Source organism: Billgrantia hypersalina (genome assembly GCF_052584175.1).
Genome location: NZ_JBMIQI010000011.1, coordinates 130,607 through 147,155 on the forward strand (window position 1 = coordinate 130,607; position 16,549 = coordinate 147,155).

Annotated in this window: 13 protein-coding genes; 9 read left to right on the forward strand and 4 right to left on the reverse strand. The window is 66.0% G+C overall.

The window, feature by feature from the left end:
- Together argS and ACOJCM_RS07670 are read right to left on the reverse strand one after the other, a co-directional pair.
- On the reverse strand, window positions 1-1,686 hold the full coding sequence (argS, locus tag ACOJCM_RS07665; protein WP_445211472.1) for an arginine--tRNA ligase: 1,686 nt from the start codon (window positions 1,684-1,686) through the stop codon (window positions 1-3).
- A 133-nt stretch (window positions 1,687-1,819) separates the two neighbouring features.
- Window positions 1,820-4,057 (reverse strand): primosomal protein N', encoded by a 2,238-nt coding sequence (locus tag ACOJCM_RS07670; protein WP_445211473.1) that lies wholly within the window; start codon window positions 4,055-4,057, stop codon window positions 1,820-1,822.
- A gap of 184 nt (window positions 4,058-4,241) precedes the next feature.
- Here ACOJCM_RS07670 and rpmE point away from each other — a divergent pair, with 184 nt between their 5' ends.
- Together rpmE and ACOJCM_RS07680 are read left to right on the forward strand one after the other, a co-directional pair.
- Complete coding sequence (gene rpmE, locus ACOJCM_RS07675) at window positions 4,242-4,457, forward strand: 50S ribosomal protein L31 (RefSeq protein ID WP_445211474.1); 216 nt, start codon at window positions 4,242-4,244, stop codon at window positions 4,455-4,457.
- Window positions 4,458-4,705: 248 nt separating this feature from the next.
- The gene (locus ACOJCM_RS07680; RefSeq protein WP_445211475.1) at window positions 4,706-5,977 is read left to right on the forward strand and encodes a malic enzyme-like NAD(P)-binding protein; all 1,272 of its coding nucleotides are present in this window, start codon (window positions 4,706-4,708) and stop codon (window positions 5,975-5,977) included.
- 84 nt (window positions 5,978-6,061) lie between these two features.
- Here ACOJCM_RS07680 and ACOJCM_RS07685 read toward each other — a convergent pair whose 3' ends face one another.
- A complete protein-coding gene (locus tag ACOJCM_RS07685; RefSeq protein ID WP_445211476.1) occupies window positions 6,062-6,808 on the reverse strand; it encodes a DUF481 domain-containing protein in 747 nt (248 codons plus the stop codon).
- A gap of 102 nt (window positions 6,809-6,910) precedes the next feature.
- Entirely contained in the window at window positions 6,911-9,436 is a 2,526-nt protein-coding gene (locus ACOJCM_RS07690; protein WP_445211477.1) for a penicillin-binding protein 1A, read from the reverse strand.
- 270 nt (window positions 9,437-9,706) lie between these two features.
- Here ACOJCM_RS07690 and pilM point away from each other — a divergent pair, with 270 nt between their 5' ends.
- From pilM to aroB, 7 genes are read left to right on the forward strand one after another with little or no spacing between them, the layout of a single operon-like run.
- Window positions 9,707-10,768, forward strand: coding sequence for a type IV pilus assembly protein PilM (pilM, locus tag ACOJCM_RS07695; protein WP_445211478.1), 1,062 nt, complete (start codon window positions 9,707-9,709; stop codon window positions 10,766-10,768).
- Window positions 10,765-11,355 (forward strand): PilN domain-containing protein, encoded by a 591-nt coding sequence (locus tag ACOJCM_RS07700; RefSeq protein WP_445211479.1) that lies wholly within the window; start codon window positions 10,765-10,767, stop codon window positions 11,353-11,355. The genes pilM and ACOJCM_RS07700 overlap by 4 nt, the downstream gene beginning before the upstream one ends.
- Window positions 11,352-11,975 (forward strand): type 4a pilus biogenesis protein PilO, encoded by a 624-nt coding sequence (locus ACOJCM_RS07705; RefSeq protein ID WP_445211480.1) that lies wholly within the window; start codon window positions 11,352-11,354, stop codon window positions 11,973-11,975. The genes ACOJCM_RS07700 and ACOJCM_RS07705 overlap by 4 nt, the downstream gene beginning before the upstream one ends.
- Entirely contained in the window at window positions 11,972-12,499 is a 528-nt protein-coding gene (locus tag ACOJCM_RS07710) for a pilus assembly protein PilP (protein WP_445211481.1), read from the forward strand. The genes ACOJCM_RS07705 and ACOJCM_RS07710 overlap by 4 nt, the downstream gene beginning before the upstream one ends.
- A 54-nt stretch (window positions 12,500-12,553) precedes the next feature.
- Entirely contained in the window at window positions 12,554-14,686 is a 2,133-nt protein-coding gene (gene pilQ / locus ACOJCM_RS07715) for a type IV pilus secretin PilQ (protein ID WP_445211482.1), read from the forward strand.
- Window positions 14,686-15,228 carry a shikimate kinase AroK gene (gene aroK / locus ACOJCM_RS07720; protein WP_445211483.1) on the forward strand — a complete coding sequence of 181 codons (543 nt, stop codon included), beginning with the start codon at window positions 14,686-14,688 and terminating at the stop codon, window positions 15,226-15,228. The genes pilQ and aroK overlap by 1 nt, the downstream gene beginning before the upstream one ends.
- Before the next feature lie 3 nt (window positions 15,229-15,231).
- On the forward strand, window positions 15,232-16,344 hold the full coding sequence (gene aroB, locus ACOJCM_RS07725) for a 3-dehydroquinate synthase (protein ID WP_445211484.1): 1,113 nt from the start codon (window positions 15,232-15,234) through the stop codon (window positions 16,342-16,344).
- Window positions 16,345-16,549: the final 205 nt, after the last annotated feature.

A 16,549-nucleotide genomic window follows, 5' to 3' on the forward strand; every position in this document is an offset into this window, starting at 1 on the left:
TTACATCTCCTCCGGGGCGCTGACGCCCATCAGGTCGAGACCATTGCGCAGCACCTGGCGTGTGGCCAGCCCCAGGGCCAGTCGCGCATTGCGCAGCTCGTCGTCCTCGACCATGACCTTCACCGCGTTGTAGCAGGAGTGGAACTCGGCAGCGAGGTCCAGCAGGTACTGGGCGACCTGCTGCGGCTCGCGCGATGCCGCGGCGTGGTCGACCATCTCGGGGAAGCGTGCCAGACGGTTCATCACCGCCTTTTCATGATCCTCCTCGAGCCGGCCCAGGCTGACCATCGCCATGTCGTGATCGAAGCCCAGGCCTTGAGCCTCGGCCTTGCGCAGCATGCTGCATACCCGGGCATGGGCGTACTGCACGTAATAGACCGGGTTGTCGTTGGACTGCGAGCGGGCCAGGTCGATGTCGAAGGTGAGCTGCGAATCGGCCCGGCGCGCCGCGAGGAAGAAGCGCGTGGCATCGCGGCCGACCTCGTCGATCAGGTCGCGCACGGTGACGTAGCTGCCGGCACGCTTGGAGAGCTTCACCTCCACGCCGGAGCGGGTCACCATCACCATCTGGTGCAGCACGTAGTCGGGCCAGCCCTGAGGGATGCCGGCTTCCAGCGCCTGCAGGCCGGCACGTACCCGGGTCACGGTGGAATGATGGTCGGCGCCCTGCTCGTTGATCACGGTCTCGAAGCCGCGATGCCATTTGTTCAGGTGGTAGGCCACGTCGGGCAGGAAATAGGTGTAGCTGCCGTCGGACTTGCGCATCACCCGGTCCTTGTCGTCGCCGAAGTCGGTAGTGCGCAGCCACAGGGCGCCTTCCTGTTCGTAGGTATGGCCCTTCTCGATCAGCCGCTCGACGACCTCCTCGACCTTGCCCTCGCGATACAGCGACGACTCCAGGAAATAGACGTCGAACGAGACGCCGAAGGCCTTGAGGTCGAGGTCCTGCTCGCGGCGCAGCCAGGCCACGGCGAAATCGCGGATGGCATCGAGGTCGTCGGGGTCGGCCTTGGCGGTGACGTGGCGGTCGTCGGCGTGCACCGTCTCGCCGGCCAGGTAGTCGTTGGCTACCTCGACGATGTAGTCGCCGCGGTAGCCGTCGTCGGGCCAGGCGTCGTCATCGGGCGTGAGGCCCCTGGCCCGGGCCTGTACCGACAGCGCCAGGTTGGCGATCTGGGCGCCGGCATCGTTGTAGTAGAACTCGCGGGTCACATCGAAGCCGGTCGCCTCGAGCAGCCGGCAGATGCAGTCGCCGATCGCCGCGCCGCGACCGTGGCCTACATGTAGCGGCCCGGTAGGGTTGGCGGAGACGAACTCGACCTGGACCTTCTGGCCGCGCCCGACCAGGCTGCGACCGAAGGTGTCGCCGGCGTCGAGAACCTGGCGCACGACCTGTGCGGCGGCGTCGGCCGCGGCGAAGAAATTGACGAAGCCGGGCCCGGCGATCTCCACCTTGACCACGGCATCGCTGGCGGGCAGGGCGGCCACCAGCGCCTCGGCCAGTTCGCGAGGCTTCTTGCCGGCTGGCTTGGCCAGCATCAGCGCCAGGTTGGTGGCGTAGTCCCCGTGAGCCTTGTCCTTGGTGGGGTCGACCTTGATGCTGGGGGCGGTATCGGCGGGCAGCGTGCCCTGCTGCTTGAGCGTATCGAGAGCATTCTCGAGCAGGGAAATGATCGTCTCTTTCATGAAGTGGCTATGTCCTGTAGCGGCGGGCGCATTAGGTAATGACGGTGACAAGGCACTCGCGAATGGCGCGGCCACGAAGAATGGCTGGTCGACCATTATCGGCAATTGTGGTGCGGCTTTAAAGGCCGCACGTTCAGCCCAGCGTCTGCGGGTCGACGTCCAGCGACCAGCGTACGCGGCGTGCCTCGGGCGAGGCTTCCAGCCACGCAGTGAGGCGGGCGCAGGCGGCGTGCAACTGGCTGCGCCGGCCGGCGCTGAGCATCAGCTGGACATGATAACGGTTCTGGCGCCGCTCCATGGGAGCGGGCACCGGACCCAGGCAACGGACGTCGGGGGCGTGATCGGCCACCCAGTGGCGCAGCATTGCGGTCGCTTCGCGGCCGAGTGCGACGGCCGCTTCTTCCCGAGGGCTCTCCAGGCGCAGCAGGGCGAGGAAGCAGTAGGGAGGCAGCGCGGCGGCCCGGCGCTCGGCCAGCAATTGCGCGGCCAGGGCGTCGTAGCCCTGCTCGGCGAGCAGCCTCAGGTGCGGGTCGTCGTTGTGCAGGGTCTGCACCAGCACCCGGCCGGGGTGGCTGGCGCGGCCGGCGCGGCCGGCGACCTGGACCAGGAGCTGGGCGCTGTGCTCCAGCGCGCGAAAGTCGCTGGCATAAAGGCCGGCATCGGCGTTGACCACGACGACAAGGGTGACGTGGGGCAGGTGGTGTCCCTTGGCCAGCATCTGGGTGCCCACCAGCAGGCAGGGCGCGCCGCGCCTGACCTCGGTCAGGGTACGCTCGAGGGCGTCGCGGCGGCGCGTGCTGTCGCGGTCGATGCGGTGTACCGGCACCTTGGGGAAGAGCGCGGCCAGCGTCTCCTCGGTGCGCTCGGTGCCGCTGCCCAACGGGCGCAGGTCGGCGCTGCCGCAACCAGGGCAGGCATCCGGCACGGGGCGGCGCTTGTCGCAGTGGTGGCAGGCCAGCACCGGCGGCTGGCGGTGCAGGGTCATGCGCGCGTCGCAGTGATCGCAATCGGCCAGCCAGCCGCAGGCATGGCAGGCCAGGGTGGGGGCGAAGCCGCGGCGGTTGATGAAGACGAGAACCTGATGGCCGGCCTCGAGGGACTCGCGGATCGCCTCGATCGCCGGCGGGATCAGGCCGCCCTGGCGCGGACGTCCGCGCAGGTCGAGCAGTTCCAGCCGGGCCGGGGCATGACGGCTGGCGCGCCGGGTCAGGTGCAGGTGGCGATAGTTGCCGCGCTCGGCGTGGTAGAGGCTCTCCAGCGAGGGTGTGGCGCTGCCCAGTAACAGCGGGATGTCATGATGCTTGGCACGGGCCACGGCCAGGTCGCGGGCATGATAGCGCAACCCCTCCTGCTGCTTGAACGAGCCGTCATGCTCCTCGTCGACGATGATCGCGCCGGGACGCGCCAGCGGCGTGAAGATTGCCGACCGGGTGCCGATGACGATGGGCGCCCTGCCGCTGGCCACCGCCTCCCACGCATCCAGGCGCTCGTTGTCGGTGAGCCCCGAATGCAGCGCCACTACCGGAACGCGAAAACGGCTGCGAAAGCGTGCCAGCGTCTGCGGCGTCAGGCCGATTTCCGGCACCAGCAACAGCGCCTGACGGCCACGCCGAACCACCGCCTCGATCAGCTGCAGGTAGACCTCGGTCTTGCCGCTGCCGGTGACGCCATGCAGCAGGCAGGGATGAAAGCCGTCCAGGCGTTCGTGTATCGCCGCCAGCGCCGCGGCCTGTTCGCGATTGAGCGGAAGGGCCGGCTCGGCCAGCAGTTGCTCGGTGGCGGGCTCAGCGGCGGCAAGGGGGATTTCCTGCCGGTCCATGAGTCCCTTTTCCACCAGGGCCACCAGTTGGTCGCGCGAAAAGCCCTGAGCCACTATTGCCTGGGTGTGCAGACCATGGGGGTGCTGTCGCAGCATGGCCAGCAGCTCGGCCTGGCGCGGCGCACGGCGCAGACGCGGGTCTTCCACGCTCGCCCCGGCCACGGCACGCCAGCGCTCGCGCATGCGCCCAGCCAGGGGGCGGCCCTGGCGCAGCAGTACGGGCAGGGCCTGATGCAGGGTATCGCCGAGAGAGTGCTGGTAGTAGCGTGCCGTAAAGCGACACAGCCAGAGCCAGTCCTCGGGCAGCGGCTCGGCATCGAGGCGAGCCTCTACCGGCTTCAACTGTGCCAGGGGCAAGTCGCTGTGGTCGCAGCACTCCATCACCACGCCGATGACCTGACGACGACCGAACGGCACGCGCACGCGAATGCCAGGCTGCCAGCCGCCGCCTGGCGTGTCGCGGTTCGGGAGGTAGTCGAACAGGCGCCTCAGGGGAGTGGGAACCGCCACGCGCAGCACGCGAGGCGAAAGCGAGGGAATGGAATCGGGCAATTTGCCTCCGGCGTCGACTCTGCTAGAATACCCGGCCGTCGTGACGCCTGGCTCCCTTGAATCAGGCCTGGCGGCTACCGGTTGGTTGAACGACTCAACGTTGAACGAATAGCGACGACAGACAACCCGTATGCGGTGCCTGGCAATGGATCAGGTGGCGGCATACCGCTCCATGAGGCTCAAGATGAAACAAGGTATTCACCCGGATTACAAGATGGTCACCGCGACTTGCTCCTGCGGCGCGACCTTCGAGATCGGCTCCACTGTCGGTCATGACCTGTCACTGGATGTCTGCTCTCAGTGCCACCCCTTCTACACCGGCAAGCAGAAGCAGGCGACCACCGGTGGTCGTGTCGAGCGTTTCAACAAGCGCTTCGGTGCCGCCATCAAGCGAGGCTGAATCTTCCTCGCTGCGACGATGCCTCGCGACGAAAACCCGCCTTCACGGCGGGTTTTCTTTTTTCCGCCCGGTGGCGGGGATAAGGAAAGGGTTATGGCAGAGGTGTGTGCTATAAGTTGCAATAAATGGCTTCGAATGTTCGCGAACGCACAAGGAAAATGCAGAAACGGGCGTTTCATTGAGATATGGAATACTTTTCTATATGGTAGATGGCCCTTCTCCAAAAGCATGGATACCGGATTCTCAGCATGACAGACGCCAAGAAGCAGGCAGCGCTGGATTATCACGCCAAGCCGATTCCCGGAAAGCTCTCCGTGGAGCTGACCAAGCCCACTGCTACCGCTCGTGATCTCTCACTTGCCTACAGTCCTGGTGTCGCCGAGCCCGTCCGCGAAATCGCTCGCGACCCCGAGAATGCCTACCGCTACACCGGCAAGGGCAACCTGGTGGCGGTAATTTCCGACGGTAGTGCCATCCTCGGCCTGGGCAATCTGGGGCCGCTGGCCAGCAAGCCGGTCATGGAGGGCAAGGGCGTACTCTTCAAGTGCTTTGCGGGAATCAACTCGGTGGACGTCGAGGTCAATGCCGAAAGCCCGCAGGCCTTCATCGATACCGTGGCGCGCATCGCCGATAGCTGGGGCGGCATCAATCTCGAGGACATCAAGGCACCGGAGTGCTTCGAGATCGAGCAGGCCCTCATCGAGCAGTGCAACATTCCTGTCTTCCACGACGACCAGCACGGCACCGCCATCGTCACGGCTGCCGGCATGCTCAATGCGCTGGAAATCGCCGGTAAGCGGCTCGAAGAGGCCAGGATCGTCTGTCTGGGCGCCGGAGCGGCGGCCATCGCCTGCATGAAGCTGCTGGTGGCCTGCGGCGCGCGCTCGGAGAATCTGGTCATGCTCGACCGGCGCGGCGTGATCCATACCGGGCGCGAGGGGCTCAACCCCTACAAGGCGATGTTTGCCGTGGATACCGACAAGCGCACGCTGGACGATGCGATCGACGGTGCCGATGTCTTCATCGGGCTTTCAGGCCCCAACCTGATGTCTGCCGAGCACATGCGCAAGATGGCACCGAACCCCATCGTCTTCGCCTGCACCAACCCCGACCCGGAAATTCATCCTGACGTGGCGCGCGAGGCGCGGCCCGACGTGATCATGGCCACCGGGCGTTCCGACTACCCCAACCAGGTCAACAACGTGCTGGGTTTCCCCTTCATCTTCCGCGGGGCGCTGGACGTGCGCGCGACACGCATCAATGAAGAAATGAAGGTGGCCGCCGTCCACGCCCTCAAGGACCTGGCGCGCGAGCCGGTGCCGCAGGCGGTGCTCGACGCCTACGAGTGTGATCAGATGGCGTTCGGTCCCGAGTACATCATCCCCACCCCGGTCGACGTGCGTCTGCTGGAGCGGATACCGGCAGCCGTAGCCCAGGCTGCCGTGGACTCCGGCGTGGCGCGTCGCCCCTATCCGGCCCACTACCCGCTTAAGACGGTGGAGGACGTCTACGGTAGCTGATCGCTCCGTCCGGCAACGCCATGCATGACTGCGCCGGCCTTCGGGCCGGCGCAGTGCGTTGTGGATCGCGCAGCCGCTAGCGGGCTACCAGGTCAGCAGCAGCGTCACGCTGGTGGTGTGATCGGTGCGGGCGTCTGCCGTTTCCGGTGGGGCGGTGTTGTGCTTGACCTCGTAGGAGAGACGCATCGAGAGGCGCGAGTTGAGCCTGGCGGTCAGCGACGATATCGAACGCGACGTAGTGTTCTCGTCCGCCGCTTCCACCGAGAACTCCTGGCGTACGTTCGAATATTCCGAGAGGGTCCACAGGTAGTCCAGCGCCCCGTAGACGATGCCCAGACGCTCGTCCTCCTCGTCCCTCAACTGGTCATGACGATAGCCGGGACCGGCCTCGAGCGAGAGACGGTGACTGTCGTTGTCGATCACATGGCGTCCGTAGCCGGCAATGGCGGTGAGCTGCTGGTCGTAGCCGCTGAAGCGGTCCTTCTCCCAGCGCGCGAAGCCGAACAGATAGTGAGGCCCGTGGAAGTCGTAGCGCTCCCGCCACGAGAGCAGGTACTGTTCGGCACTGGTCTCGCCGTTGCGGCTCACGTTGCGTACTTCACCGCGCAGCGTGTGGGTCCAGGGGCCCGTCAGCCAGGTCAGCCGGCTCTTGCCGATCAGGGTCTGGCTGTCGGTATTGCCGCTGAGATGGGTGTAGCCGAGCTCGGCTTCGCCGCCGAAATCAGGGGCGTCATCGGCAGGTGGTGGCGGGGCATAGAAAACACTGGCGGCCAGGGCGATGCCCGGTAGCGGCGTGAGCCCGATCAGGCTCCATGGCATAAGGCGGTGCATGGCTACAAACTGTCCTGTTCGACCGTTGGCGGAGCCGCCCTGAGGGCGGCGCACGGCGGTTGGCAAGACGAGGGGGCAGCGTCCGTGCCGCCCGGGAGGATATCAGAAAATCGCTTCGTAGCTTCCGGTACCCTGCGATCCGCTGCTTTGCTCGATCTCCTGTTCGACGCGGCGAGGCTCCATGTCAGGCAGGTAGTCCGGATGGAAGATCTCGGTGATCCCGCCGGCCTGGCCATCGGTCAGGCGACGTCCGGTCTGCTCGTCGACACGCGCCGTGACAAGCTCGGCGGGCGGCTCCGGCATGGCCTCGGGGCGGCCGTTCAGCGCATTGCCCATGAAATCGATCCAGATCGGCAGTGCCGCGTTGCCGCCATATTCGGCGATCGACTCGTTGTTGTCCTTGCCGATCCACACGGTGGCCACCAGCTCGTCGTTGTAGCCGGCGAACCAGCCGTCACGAAAGCCGTTGGTGGTGCCGGTCTTGCCCACGATGTCTTCGCGGCCAAGCTCCAGCGCGGCACGACCGGTGCCGTTTTCGATCACATCGCGCAACATGTCGCGCAGGATATAGACCGCGGTGGGGTCGGCGACGCGCGGGGCCACGTCGTACCGCTTGCCGTCAATCTCGACTTCGGCCTGGCCCTCGCGGCAATCGCGGCAGGCGATCGCCGGGCGCGCTTCGCTGATGATTTCATCGTCGCTTCCACGGGTGACGCGTTCGATGAACCAGGGCGAGACGCGAAAGCCGCCATTGGCGAGTACGGCATAGGCATTGGTCATTTCCAGCGGTGTCAGGTCGGCGCTGCCCAGTGCCAGCGACAGGCCGCGCGGCAACCTGCTCGGAGCGAAGCCGAACCCTTCCAGATACTCGACGGTGTTATCGAGCCCCAGCGTCTGCAGGATGCGGATCGTCACCAAGTTGCGCGACATGGCCAGGGCGACCCGCAGCCGGATCGGGCCGAGGAAATCGCCGCTGGAGTTCACCGGGCGCCAGATCTCGTTGCTGCCGTCCTGCATCACCACCGGCGCGTCGTTGACCACCGAGGACGCTGTCATGAGCCCGGTGTCGAGGGCGGCAAGGAACACGAAGGGCTTGAAGATCGAGCCCGACTGACGCTGTGCCTGCACGGCGCGGTTGAACTTGCTGGCGTTGAAGCTGAAGCCGCCCTGCAGGGCGAGAATGGCGCCGGTATCGGGCTCCATGACCACGATCGAGCCTTCGGCGTCGGGGCGCTGGGAGAGTCGCCAGCCGCCGTCGTCGCGCCTGAGGATGCGCACCAGGTCGCCCCGGGCGGCGATTTCTGCAGCGGAGCTGGGCTCCGGTCCGCGGGCTCGGGGGCTTCTGTACTCCCGCGCCCAGGAGAGGCCGTCCCAGTCGAGGGTAATGATGTCACCGTCGCGACTCAGCACGCGCATCCGGCGATCCTCGCTCTGCACGACGATGGCCGGCTGCAGGGGGCCGAAGCCGGGGGTGCGCTCCAGCACCCGCAGCCAGTTGCTGACGTCGCCCTCGATGCCCTCGACCTGGGTCTGACTGCGTTCGGCGGCCTGGCGGGCGGTTTCCATCACCTCGGGGGATTCGTCAAGCTCCTCTTCCAGGCCGCGGCGCTCGGTGCGCTCCTGCGCCTCGGCGAGGCTGGCGGGAATGTCGCGCTGCTCCGGGCCGCGCCAGCCGTGGCGCGTATCGTAGGCGATGAGACCGTTGGCCAAGGCTTCGCGGGCGAAGGGCTGCAGGTCGCTGTCCAGGGTGGTGTGGATGCGATAGCCGCCGGTATAGGCGTCGTCGCCGAAGCGTTCGAACGCGTACTGGCGGACCATTTCCGCCACGTAGTCGGCATCCACCTCGACCTGCGCCACGTAGCGGCGGGCGGTGGTCGGTTCCTGGACCGCCTCCTCGTAGGCGGCCTGGTCGATGTAGCCGAGCTCCCGCATGCGATAGAGGATCCAGTTGCGGCGAATCAGCGAACGCTCGGGGTTGGCCAGCGGGTTGAACGATGAAGGCGCCTTGGGCAGGCCCGCGATCATCGCCTTCTGCGCCAGGGTGAGCTCGTCGAGCGGCTTGTTGTAGTAGACCTCCGCCGCCGCAGCGATGCCGTAGGCGCGGTTGCCGAGGAAAATCTTGTTGACGTAGAGCTCGAGGATCTCTTCCTTGCTCAGGATGCGCTCCATCTGCAGGGCCAGCAGGATCTCGCGAATCTTGCGCGTGAAGGTTCGGTCGAGCGTCAGCAGGTAGTTGCGAGCCACCTGCATGGTGATGGTGGAGCCTCCCGATTGGATGTCGCCGCTGGCGGCCAGCTCCAGGGCGGCACGCGCGAGCCCCCTGGGGTCGACGCCGCGATGGTCGAAGTAGGCGGCGTCCTCGGCGGCCAGCAGCGCCTGGATGAAATCCTCGGGGATGTCGTCGAAGGTGACGGGCATGCGCCGCTCCTCGCCGTATTCCCCGATCAGCTTGCCGTCACGGGTAAAGATGCGCAGCGGCGTGTGGAGCTCGAAATCCTGCAGCTGACGCACGTCGGGCAGGCCCGGGGAAAAATAGAGCGCGGCTCCCGCCACGCCCAGCAGAGCCGCTGCGGACAGCGATACCAGCAGCCAGAAGGCCGAGAAAATCAGTGTCTTGATCCACTTCATGAAAAGGCGTTTTCCGTGGTGAGAGCATGAAGGAAATGGCGATGAAGGAGCCTTCACTGGCGCCGCCATTATAAAGAACCTTGGCTGCCCGCCACCAGCGTTGAGGCGGCGGCCCGTTCAACTTTGTGTGGGCTGGTGAAATATCATGTAATCTCGGTCAGGCAGAGCGAGTATGATCTTTATCAGCCTCGGTGTCCTAGGTACATCAGGTCATAAACGATAAGACATGACTGGCGATCATGGCAGCGTATTACGCAAGGGCAACGTTTGATGCGACTTAAACCCTCCGGCAAGGGGTTGATCGGTGTCGATATCACCTCGGCAACGGTCAAGCTGATCGAGCTCAGGCGAGTGGGCTCCCACCACCAGATCGAAAGCTATGCCGTCAGGCCGTTGCGCGAGGGTGCCGTGGTCGAGCGTCGCATTCGCGACATGGGCGAAGTGGCCGATGCCCTGCGGCGAGCCGTGGAGAGTGCACGGCCCGCTTCGCGCCTGGCCGTGGCTGCCGTACCGGCCAGTGCCGCCATTACCAAGACCCTGACGCTGCCCGCCTCGCTCAACGACGACGAGATCGAAGCGCGCATTCAACTCGAATCTGACAAGCACATCCCGTTTCCGTTCAGCGAGGTCGCCTTCGACTTTCAGCGTCTGGGGCTCAATGCCCGCTACGGCGACCAGCAGGACGTCCTGCTGGTCGCCTGTCGCCAGCAGGACGTCAACCAGCTCACCGACGCCCTGAGCCAGGCCGGCCTGGTGCCGGCGGCAGTCGATGTCGAAACCTTCGCCATGGAGCGCGCCTTCGGCGAGCTGCGCCAGCAGTTGCCCCCGGCGGCCGGCGACGACGACTGCGTGGCCCTGGTCGACATAGGCGCCACCATGAACGCTTTCCACGTACTGCGCGGCGGGCGCATCGTCTACAGCCGAGACACCGTCTTCGGCGGGCGCCAGCTCACCGAGGAGATTCGGGTTCGCTACGGACTGACGCTGGAAGAAGCGGGGCTGGCCAAGAAGCGCGGCGGGCTGCCAGAGGATTACCGGACGAGTGTCCTGGGACCCTTCATCGAGACCCTGGTCCAGCAGGTGGGGCGCTCCCTGCAGCTCTACTACACGGCGGGGCGCAAGCACGAGGTCAGGCGCATGGTGCTGGCCGGCGGATCGAGCGTCATTCCCGGCCTGGCGGAACGTCTCGCCCACGAGACCGCGATGCAGGTGGTCATCGCCAACCCTTTCCTGCGCATGCGCATCAATTCCCGCATCGATGTCCAGACCCTGGCCAGTGATGCCCCGGCCATGGTGACCGCCTGCGGCTTGGCGATGAGGGCGCCCTCATGACCATCGAAATCAATCTCCTGCCCTGGCGGGAGCGGCAGCGGGCGCGCCGCAGCCGCTATTTCTATCTGGCCCTGGCGATCACCGCACTGCTCGGGGCGGCGGGCGGTTTGGGCCTGACCTATCACTACGACAGCGCAATGAAGGCACAGAACGAGCGCAATGCGCACATTCTCGCGCGCATGCAGCAGCTCGATGGCGATATCCGCTCGATCGGCGAATACGAGGCGATACGCGAGCGCATGATCGGCCAGGTCCAAGTGTTCAGCGATCTCCAGCAAGGGCGATCCCAGACCGTAATGGTCTTCCGCGACCTGACCCTGAGCCTGGTCGATGGCGTGCATTACACCCAGCTGAGCCGGCAAGGCGAGCAGTTGCGCCTGACCGGGCAGGCGGAGAGCAATCACCAGGTTTCCGAACAGATGCGCTCCCTCTCTGCCGCGCCGGCATTCTCCGAGCCGGTGCTGTCCGAGGTCGAGGCCGAGGATGACGGCAGCGCACGGCGACGCTTCAACCTGGGAGCGACTCAACTCATGGAGGGAGTCCAGCCTCCCGAGAGGAGCGCAGCGCAGGGGGAGGGCGAGTCATGAACCTGCAGGCAGAGTTTCGCCGTCTTCGTGAAGTCGACTGGCGCGAGCTGGACCTCAAGGAGTCGGGCAGTTGGCCGCTGCTGCTGCAGTGGCTGTGTTGCCTGCTGGTACTGGGTCTCACCTTCGCTGCCACGCACTGGTACCTGGCTGCGCCCAAGGCCGATGAGCTGGCCCGTGCCGAAGCCGAGGAGCAACGCCTGCTGGCCGACTATCGCAATCGCGCCGCCCAGGCCGCTCGCCTACCGGAGATGCTTGACCAGATGGCCCGGCTCGAGACGCGCATGGACGAGCTCATGGCCATGCTGCCTTCCGGTGCGGAGATTCCGTCGCTGATCGACAGCATCAGCGAGAACGCCCTCGACCACCAGCTGACGATCGACTTCATTCGCCTGCGCAGCACCGTCGAGCGCGACTTCTATATCGAGCGCCCCTTCGACCTTCAGGTCGAGGGCGAGTACCACCACATCGCCGGCTTCATCGCCAGCGTGGCGGCGCTACCACGCATCGTGACCTTGCACGACTTCGTGCTGTCGCCGGTGGAGGAGGGTGAGCGCCTGCGACTCTCGATGCTGGCCCGCACGTACAGTTATCGGCCCCAGGGCGGGGAGGAGACGCAATGAGGAAGGCCGGCACATGGGTTCTGGCAGGTCTGCTGCTGGCCGGCTGTGCCGATCCCCGGCTGGGCGAGCTGGATCGCCGGCTAAGCGACATTCGCGCCAATCCGGGAACGCCGCCACCGCTGGAGATGCCTGAAGTGCCGGATTACGAATCGGTGCCCTACCAGGCGAGCGACCGCCGCAGCCCGTTTCGGCCTCAGCTGCCGGAGCCGGAGCAGGCGCCGTCTGGCAGCAGCGAGCTGGCGCCCGATCCGGGGCGTACCCAGGAGCCGCTCGAGGCGTTCGAGCTGGAGGCCTTGAAGCTTGTCGGGATACTGACCATGAGCGGCAACACCCACGCGCTGGTCAGGGCGCCGGATGGCGAAGTGCACCGGCTGCGTACCGGCAACCACCTGGGCAAGAACCATGGTCGCATCGTCAGCATCACCGCATCGTCGATGCAACTGGTGGAGCTGGTGCCCACCGGTGGCGGCGGCTGGATGGAGCGTGCGTCCCGCATGCGGTTGGACGAGGCGCGACGCGAGTGACAAGCGACAGTGGCCAAGCAGGCAAGCGCAATACTGGCAGGGGGAAGGGGAACGATGAAACATGTGATTGGCACGCTGGCGACGCTCTGCCTGACGTTGGTGACGACGCCTGTCCTGGCGGCTTCCACGCTGACCGACCTTGACTTTCGCCAGGGTGAGCGCGGCGAGCTTCTGGTCGACCTCGGCTTTAGCGGTGGGGTGCCCGAGGTGCGCGGCTACCGACTCGACGAGCCGGCGCGATTGACTATCGACCTGGTGGACACGGCAAATGCGCTGGAGCGCCGTCGCATCGAGCTGGGCATCGGTGGCGTCGAACAGGTCACGGCCCTGGAAGCCGGCTCGCGAACGCGGCTGGTCTTCAACATGGAGGGGCCGCTGCCCTATGACACGGAGCAGCAGGGCGATCGCCTGAGGCTCGCCATCGGCGGCGCGGCGTCTGCTTCGGCAGATTCGAGGGCAAGCGCCGAACCCGCGGCGCCTTCCCGGCCTGCGACGCCTGGCTCGGCGACCGCAAGCGGTATGCCGAGCATTGCCGATATCGATTTTCGTCGCGGCGAGGAGGGCGCGGGCCGCCTGGTCGTCACGTTCGACCGTGCCGGCGTCGATGCCAGGGTTCGCGAGTCGGGCCGCAATCGCATCGTGGCCGAGCTCAGCGGCGTCGAGCTGCCCGAGGCGCACAACCAGGTCCTCGACGTGAGCGATTTCGGCACGCCATTGCAGCGCATCACGCCGCGCGTCGGCAATCATGGCGTTACCCTGGAGATCGAAGGGGGCGGCGACTTTGCCATGCTCTCGACCCAGAGCGGGCGGCAGCTGACCATCGAGGCGCAGCCCGTCACCCAGCAGGAGCGCGAGCAGCGCGTGCGCGAGCAGTTCCCCTACACCGGCGAGCGCATCACCCTGAACTTCCAGGACATCGAAGTGCGTTCGGTGCTGGCGATCATCGCCGATTTCACCGGCCTCAACCTGGTGGCCAGCGATAGCGTGACCGGCCAGGTGACCCTCAACCTGGAGGACGTGCCCTGGGACCAGGCCCTCGACCTGGTGCTCAAGAGCCATGGCCTGGCCAGCCGTCAGGAAGGCAATGTCATCGTGGTGGCACCGGCCAGCGAGCTGGCCAATATCGAGCGCCAGGAGCTCGAGGCCCGCGCCCAGGTCGAAACCCTGGCGCCGCTGGTGTCGGAATACGTGCAGGTGCGCTACGCCCGCGCCGAGGATCTCGCCCAGCTGCTGCGCGGCGGTGAGGGCTTCGGCCTGCTGACCGAACGCGGCCGCGTGGCGGTGGATGCGCGCACCAACATGCTGCTGATTCAGGATACCGCCGATCAGATCCAGGAGATCCTGCGGACGCTCGACCAGCTCGATGTGGCGGTGCGCCAAGTGCAGATAGAAGCGCGTATCGTCATTGCCCGCGACGGCGTGACGGAAGAGCTGGGCGTCAACTGGGGAGCATCCGGTGGCGGAAGCCGGTTCAACCTGGGCGGCGCCTCCTCGGGTGCGCCGATCTCCGCCTATGGCGACGGCTTCACCGGGCAGCGCGACTCTCGCGGCCAGTTCACCGGGGGCTTCGACGATCCCACCGGCAGCCAGTTCCAGCGCGGCGGACTCTCCGTCGACCTGGGTAGCGCCAACCCCATGACCAGTTTCGGTTTCGGTTATCTCTCGGGGGATATCCTGCTGGACCTGGAGCTGCGTGCGCTGGAGAGCGAGAACAAGAGCCAGACGATCTCGCAGCCGCGGGTCATTACCGCCAACCAGCGCAAGGCGACCATCATCCAGGGCGAGGAGCGTGCCTACCAGTCCATCGGTGAGGGCAACGTGCCACAAACCGAGTTCAAGGAGGCCGAGCTGTCGCTGGAAGTCACGCCGCAGATCACGCCCGACAATCGCATTATCATGGACCTGGTGATCAAGAACGACAGCTTCCGCGAGGCGGCGCCGGGGCAGGCGCCGCCCATCGATACCAACCGTATCGAGACCCAGGTGCTCGTCGACAACGGCGAAACGGTGGTGCTGGGGGGCATTCTTACCACCGAGCAGCTCAGCCGCCTGGCCAAGACGCCGTTCTTCGGCGACCTGCCTGTGCTGGGCAGGCTTTTCCGGTACAATGAGTCGAGCAATCAGAAGGTGGAGCTACTGGTGTTCATCACTCCACGCATACTCGAGGACGGCCTGGCGATTCGCTGATGCAGGACTTGCCCAATCTGATATTGGTCGGCCCCATGGGAGCCGGCAAGAGCACCATCGGCCGCCTTCTGGCGGCCGAGCTTTCACGTGATTTCCTCGACAGCGATCATGAGATACAGGCTCGCTGCGGTGCCGACATTCCCTGGATCTTCGACGTCGAGGGCGAGGCGGGCTTTCGCCATCGCGAAGAGCAGATGATCGAGGAGCTGACCTTGCGTGAGGGCGTGGTCATCGCCACCGGTGGCGGTGCGGTGCTGCGCGAGGAGAATCGCCGCCGGCTGCGTGAGCGAGGCACCGTCATCTATCTCTTCACCACCGTCGAACAGCAGCTCAAGCGTGTCGCCAAGGATCGCAATCGCCCCCTGCTGCAGCATCCCGATCGCGAGCGGGTGCTGCGCGAGATGTTCGACTTGCGCGACCCCCTCTATCGCGCCACCGCCGACATCGTGGTGCGCACCGACCGGCGCAGCCCACGAGCGGTGGTCAACGATATCGTGCGTCGCGTGCAGCGGCTGGTCGATCCCCTAAAAGCCAAGGCCTGACCCATGCCCAAGAGCGAAACTCCATCGACCCGGCGCAGCCTGCAGGTAGCCCTGGGCGAGCGCAGCTACCCCATCCACATCGGCGCCGGACTGCTCGGCGACCCTGCCTGGCTGACGCCCTACCTGGCCGGTCGACAGGTCATGGTCGTGACTAACGAGACGGTGGCGCCCCTCTACCTGTCGCGCCTGCGGGAAGGCCTGCCCGGCGATGCGGAGGTACGCCAGGTGGTCCTGCCCGACGGCGAGGCGACCAAGACCCTGGCCAGCGTCAGCCGCATCTGGGACGCACTGCTCGAAGCGGGCTTCAATCGCCGCTGCACGCTGATTGCCCTGGGCGGCGGCGTGATCGGCGACATGGTCGGGTTCGCCGCCGCCTGCTACCAGCGCGGCGTCGCGTTCATCCAGGTGCCGACCACGCTGCTGTCCCAGGTGGATTCTTCGGTGGGCGGCAAGACAGGCGTCAACCATCCGCTGGGCAAGAACATGATCGGTGCGTTCTGGCAGCCGCGGGCCGTATTGGTCGATACCGACACCCTGGAAACCCTGCCGGCCAAGGAGCTCTCGGCAGGGCTGGCCGAGGTGATCAAGTACGGCCTGATTCGCGATGCCGACTTCCTCGCCTGGCTGGAGGCCGAGATGGCTTCGCTGAGAGCCCTGGAGGCCAGCACGCTGGCCTGGGCCATCGAGCGAAGCTGCCAGCTAAAGGCCGAGATCGTCGCGGCGGACGAGACCGAACAGGGGGTGCGGGCCCTGCTCAACCTGGGCCACACCTTCGGCCATGCCATCGAGGCGCACCAGGGCTACGGCAGGTGGCTGCACGGCGAGGCGGTGGGAACCGGCATGCTGATGGCCGCTGAGCTGTCGCGGCGCCTCGGTTGGCTGACGGAAGCGGAGGTCTCGCGCACCGCGGCCATCATCGCCTCGGCCGGCCTGCCGCTGGAGGCGCCGGCTGACATGGGGGTCGAGGACTTCCTGGCGCGCATGCGCCTGGACAAGAAGAACGTCGACGAGCGGCTGCGCCTGATTCTGCTCGAAGCGCTGGGCCGGGCAATTATCCATGACCGGACGCCAGCGCCACAGCTTGAAGAGTTGCTGGCGACCTTCCCCCGACGCTGAGCGCGCAAGCGTCGCTGATTTGCCAAGCCAGGTAGCCTTTCCAGAGGCCGTGCGAAGAGATTCGCGCGGCCTTTCGCTGTTTCACGTAGCCTCAGCGCTGCCGGGCATCGTCATAAGCATCAAATTCGCATGCCTCATGCCGTATCGGTATGGGGGAAATGGCAGAAATTAGCCTAAAGTCTAATGTCGTGTCGGTGCGCTGAAA

What these genes read in the sequence shown, in the direction of transcription:
- pilQ (WP_445211482.1), top strand. Translation starts at nt 12,554, where the DNA reads ATGAAACATGTGATTGGCACGCTGGCGACGCTCTGCCTGACGTTGGTG.
- ACOJCM_RS07710 (WP_445211481.1), top strand. Translation starts at nt 11,972, where the DNA reads ATGAGGAAGGCCGGCACATGGGTTCTGGCAGGTCTGCTGCTGGCCGGC.
- ACOJCM_RS07685 (WP_445211476.1), bottom strand. Translation starts at nt 6,808, where the DNA reads ATGCACCGCCTTATGCCATGGAGCCTGATCGGGCTCACGCCGCTACCG.
- ACOJCM_RS07705 (WP_445211480.1), top strand. Translation starts at nt 11,352, where the DNA reads ATGAACCTGCAGGCAGAGTTTCGCCGTCTTCGTGAAGTCGACTGGCGC.
- ACOJCM_RS07680 (WP_445211475.1), top strand. Translation starts at nt 4,706, where the DNA reads ATGACAGACGCCAAGAAGCAGGCAGCGCTGGATTATCACGCCAAGCCG.
- aroK (WP_445211483.1), top strand. Translation starts at nt 14,686, where the DNA reads ATGCAGGACTTGCCCAATCTGATATTGGTCGGCCCCATGGGAGCCGGC.
- aroB (WP_445211484.1), top strand. Translation starts at nt 15,232, where the DNA reads ATGCCCAAGAGCGAAACTCCATCGACCCGGCGCAGCCTGCAGGTAGCC.
- rpmE (WP_445211474.1), top strand. Translation starts at nt 4,242, where the DNA reads ATGAAACAAGGTATTCACCCGGATTACAAGATGGTCACCGCGACTTGC.
- pilM (WP_445211478.1), top strand. Translation starts at nt 9,707, where the DNA reads ATGCGACTTAAACCCTCCGGCAAGGGGTTGATCGGTGTCGATATCACC.
- argS (WP_445211472.1), bottom strand. Translation starts at nt 1,686, where the DNA reads ATGAAAGAGACGATCATTTCCCTGCTCGAGAATGCTCTCGATACGCTC.
- ACOJCM_RS07690 (WP_445211477.1), bottom strand. Translation starts at nt 9,436, where the DNA reads ATGAAGTGGATCAAGACACTGATTTTCTCGGCCTTCTGGCTGCTGGTA.
- ACOJCM_RS07700 (WP_445211479.1), top strand. Translation starts at nt 10,765, where the DNA reads ATGACCATCGAAATCAATCTCCTGCCCTGGCGGGAGCGGCAGCGGGCG.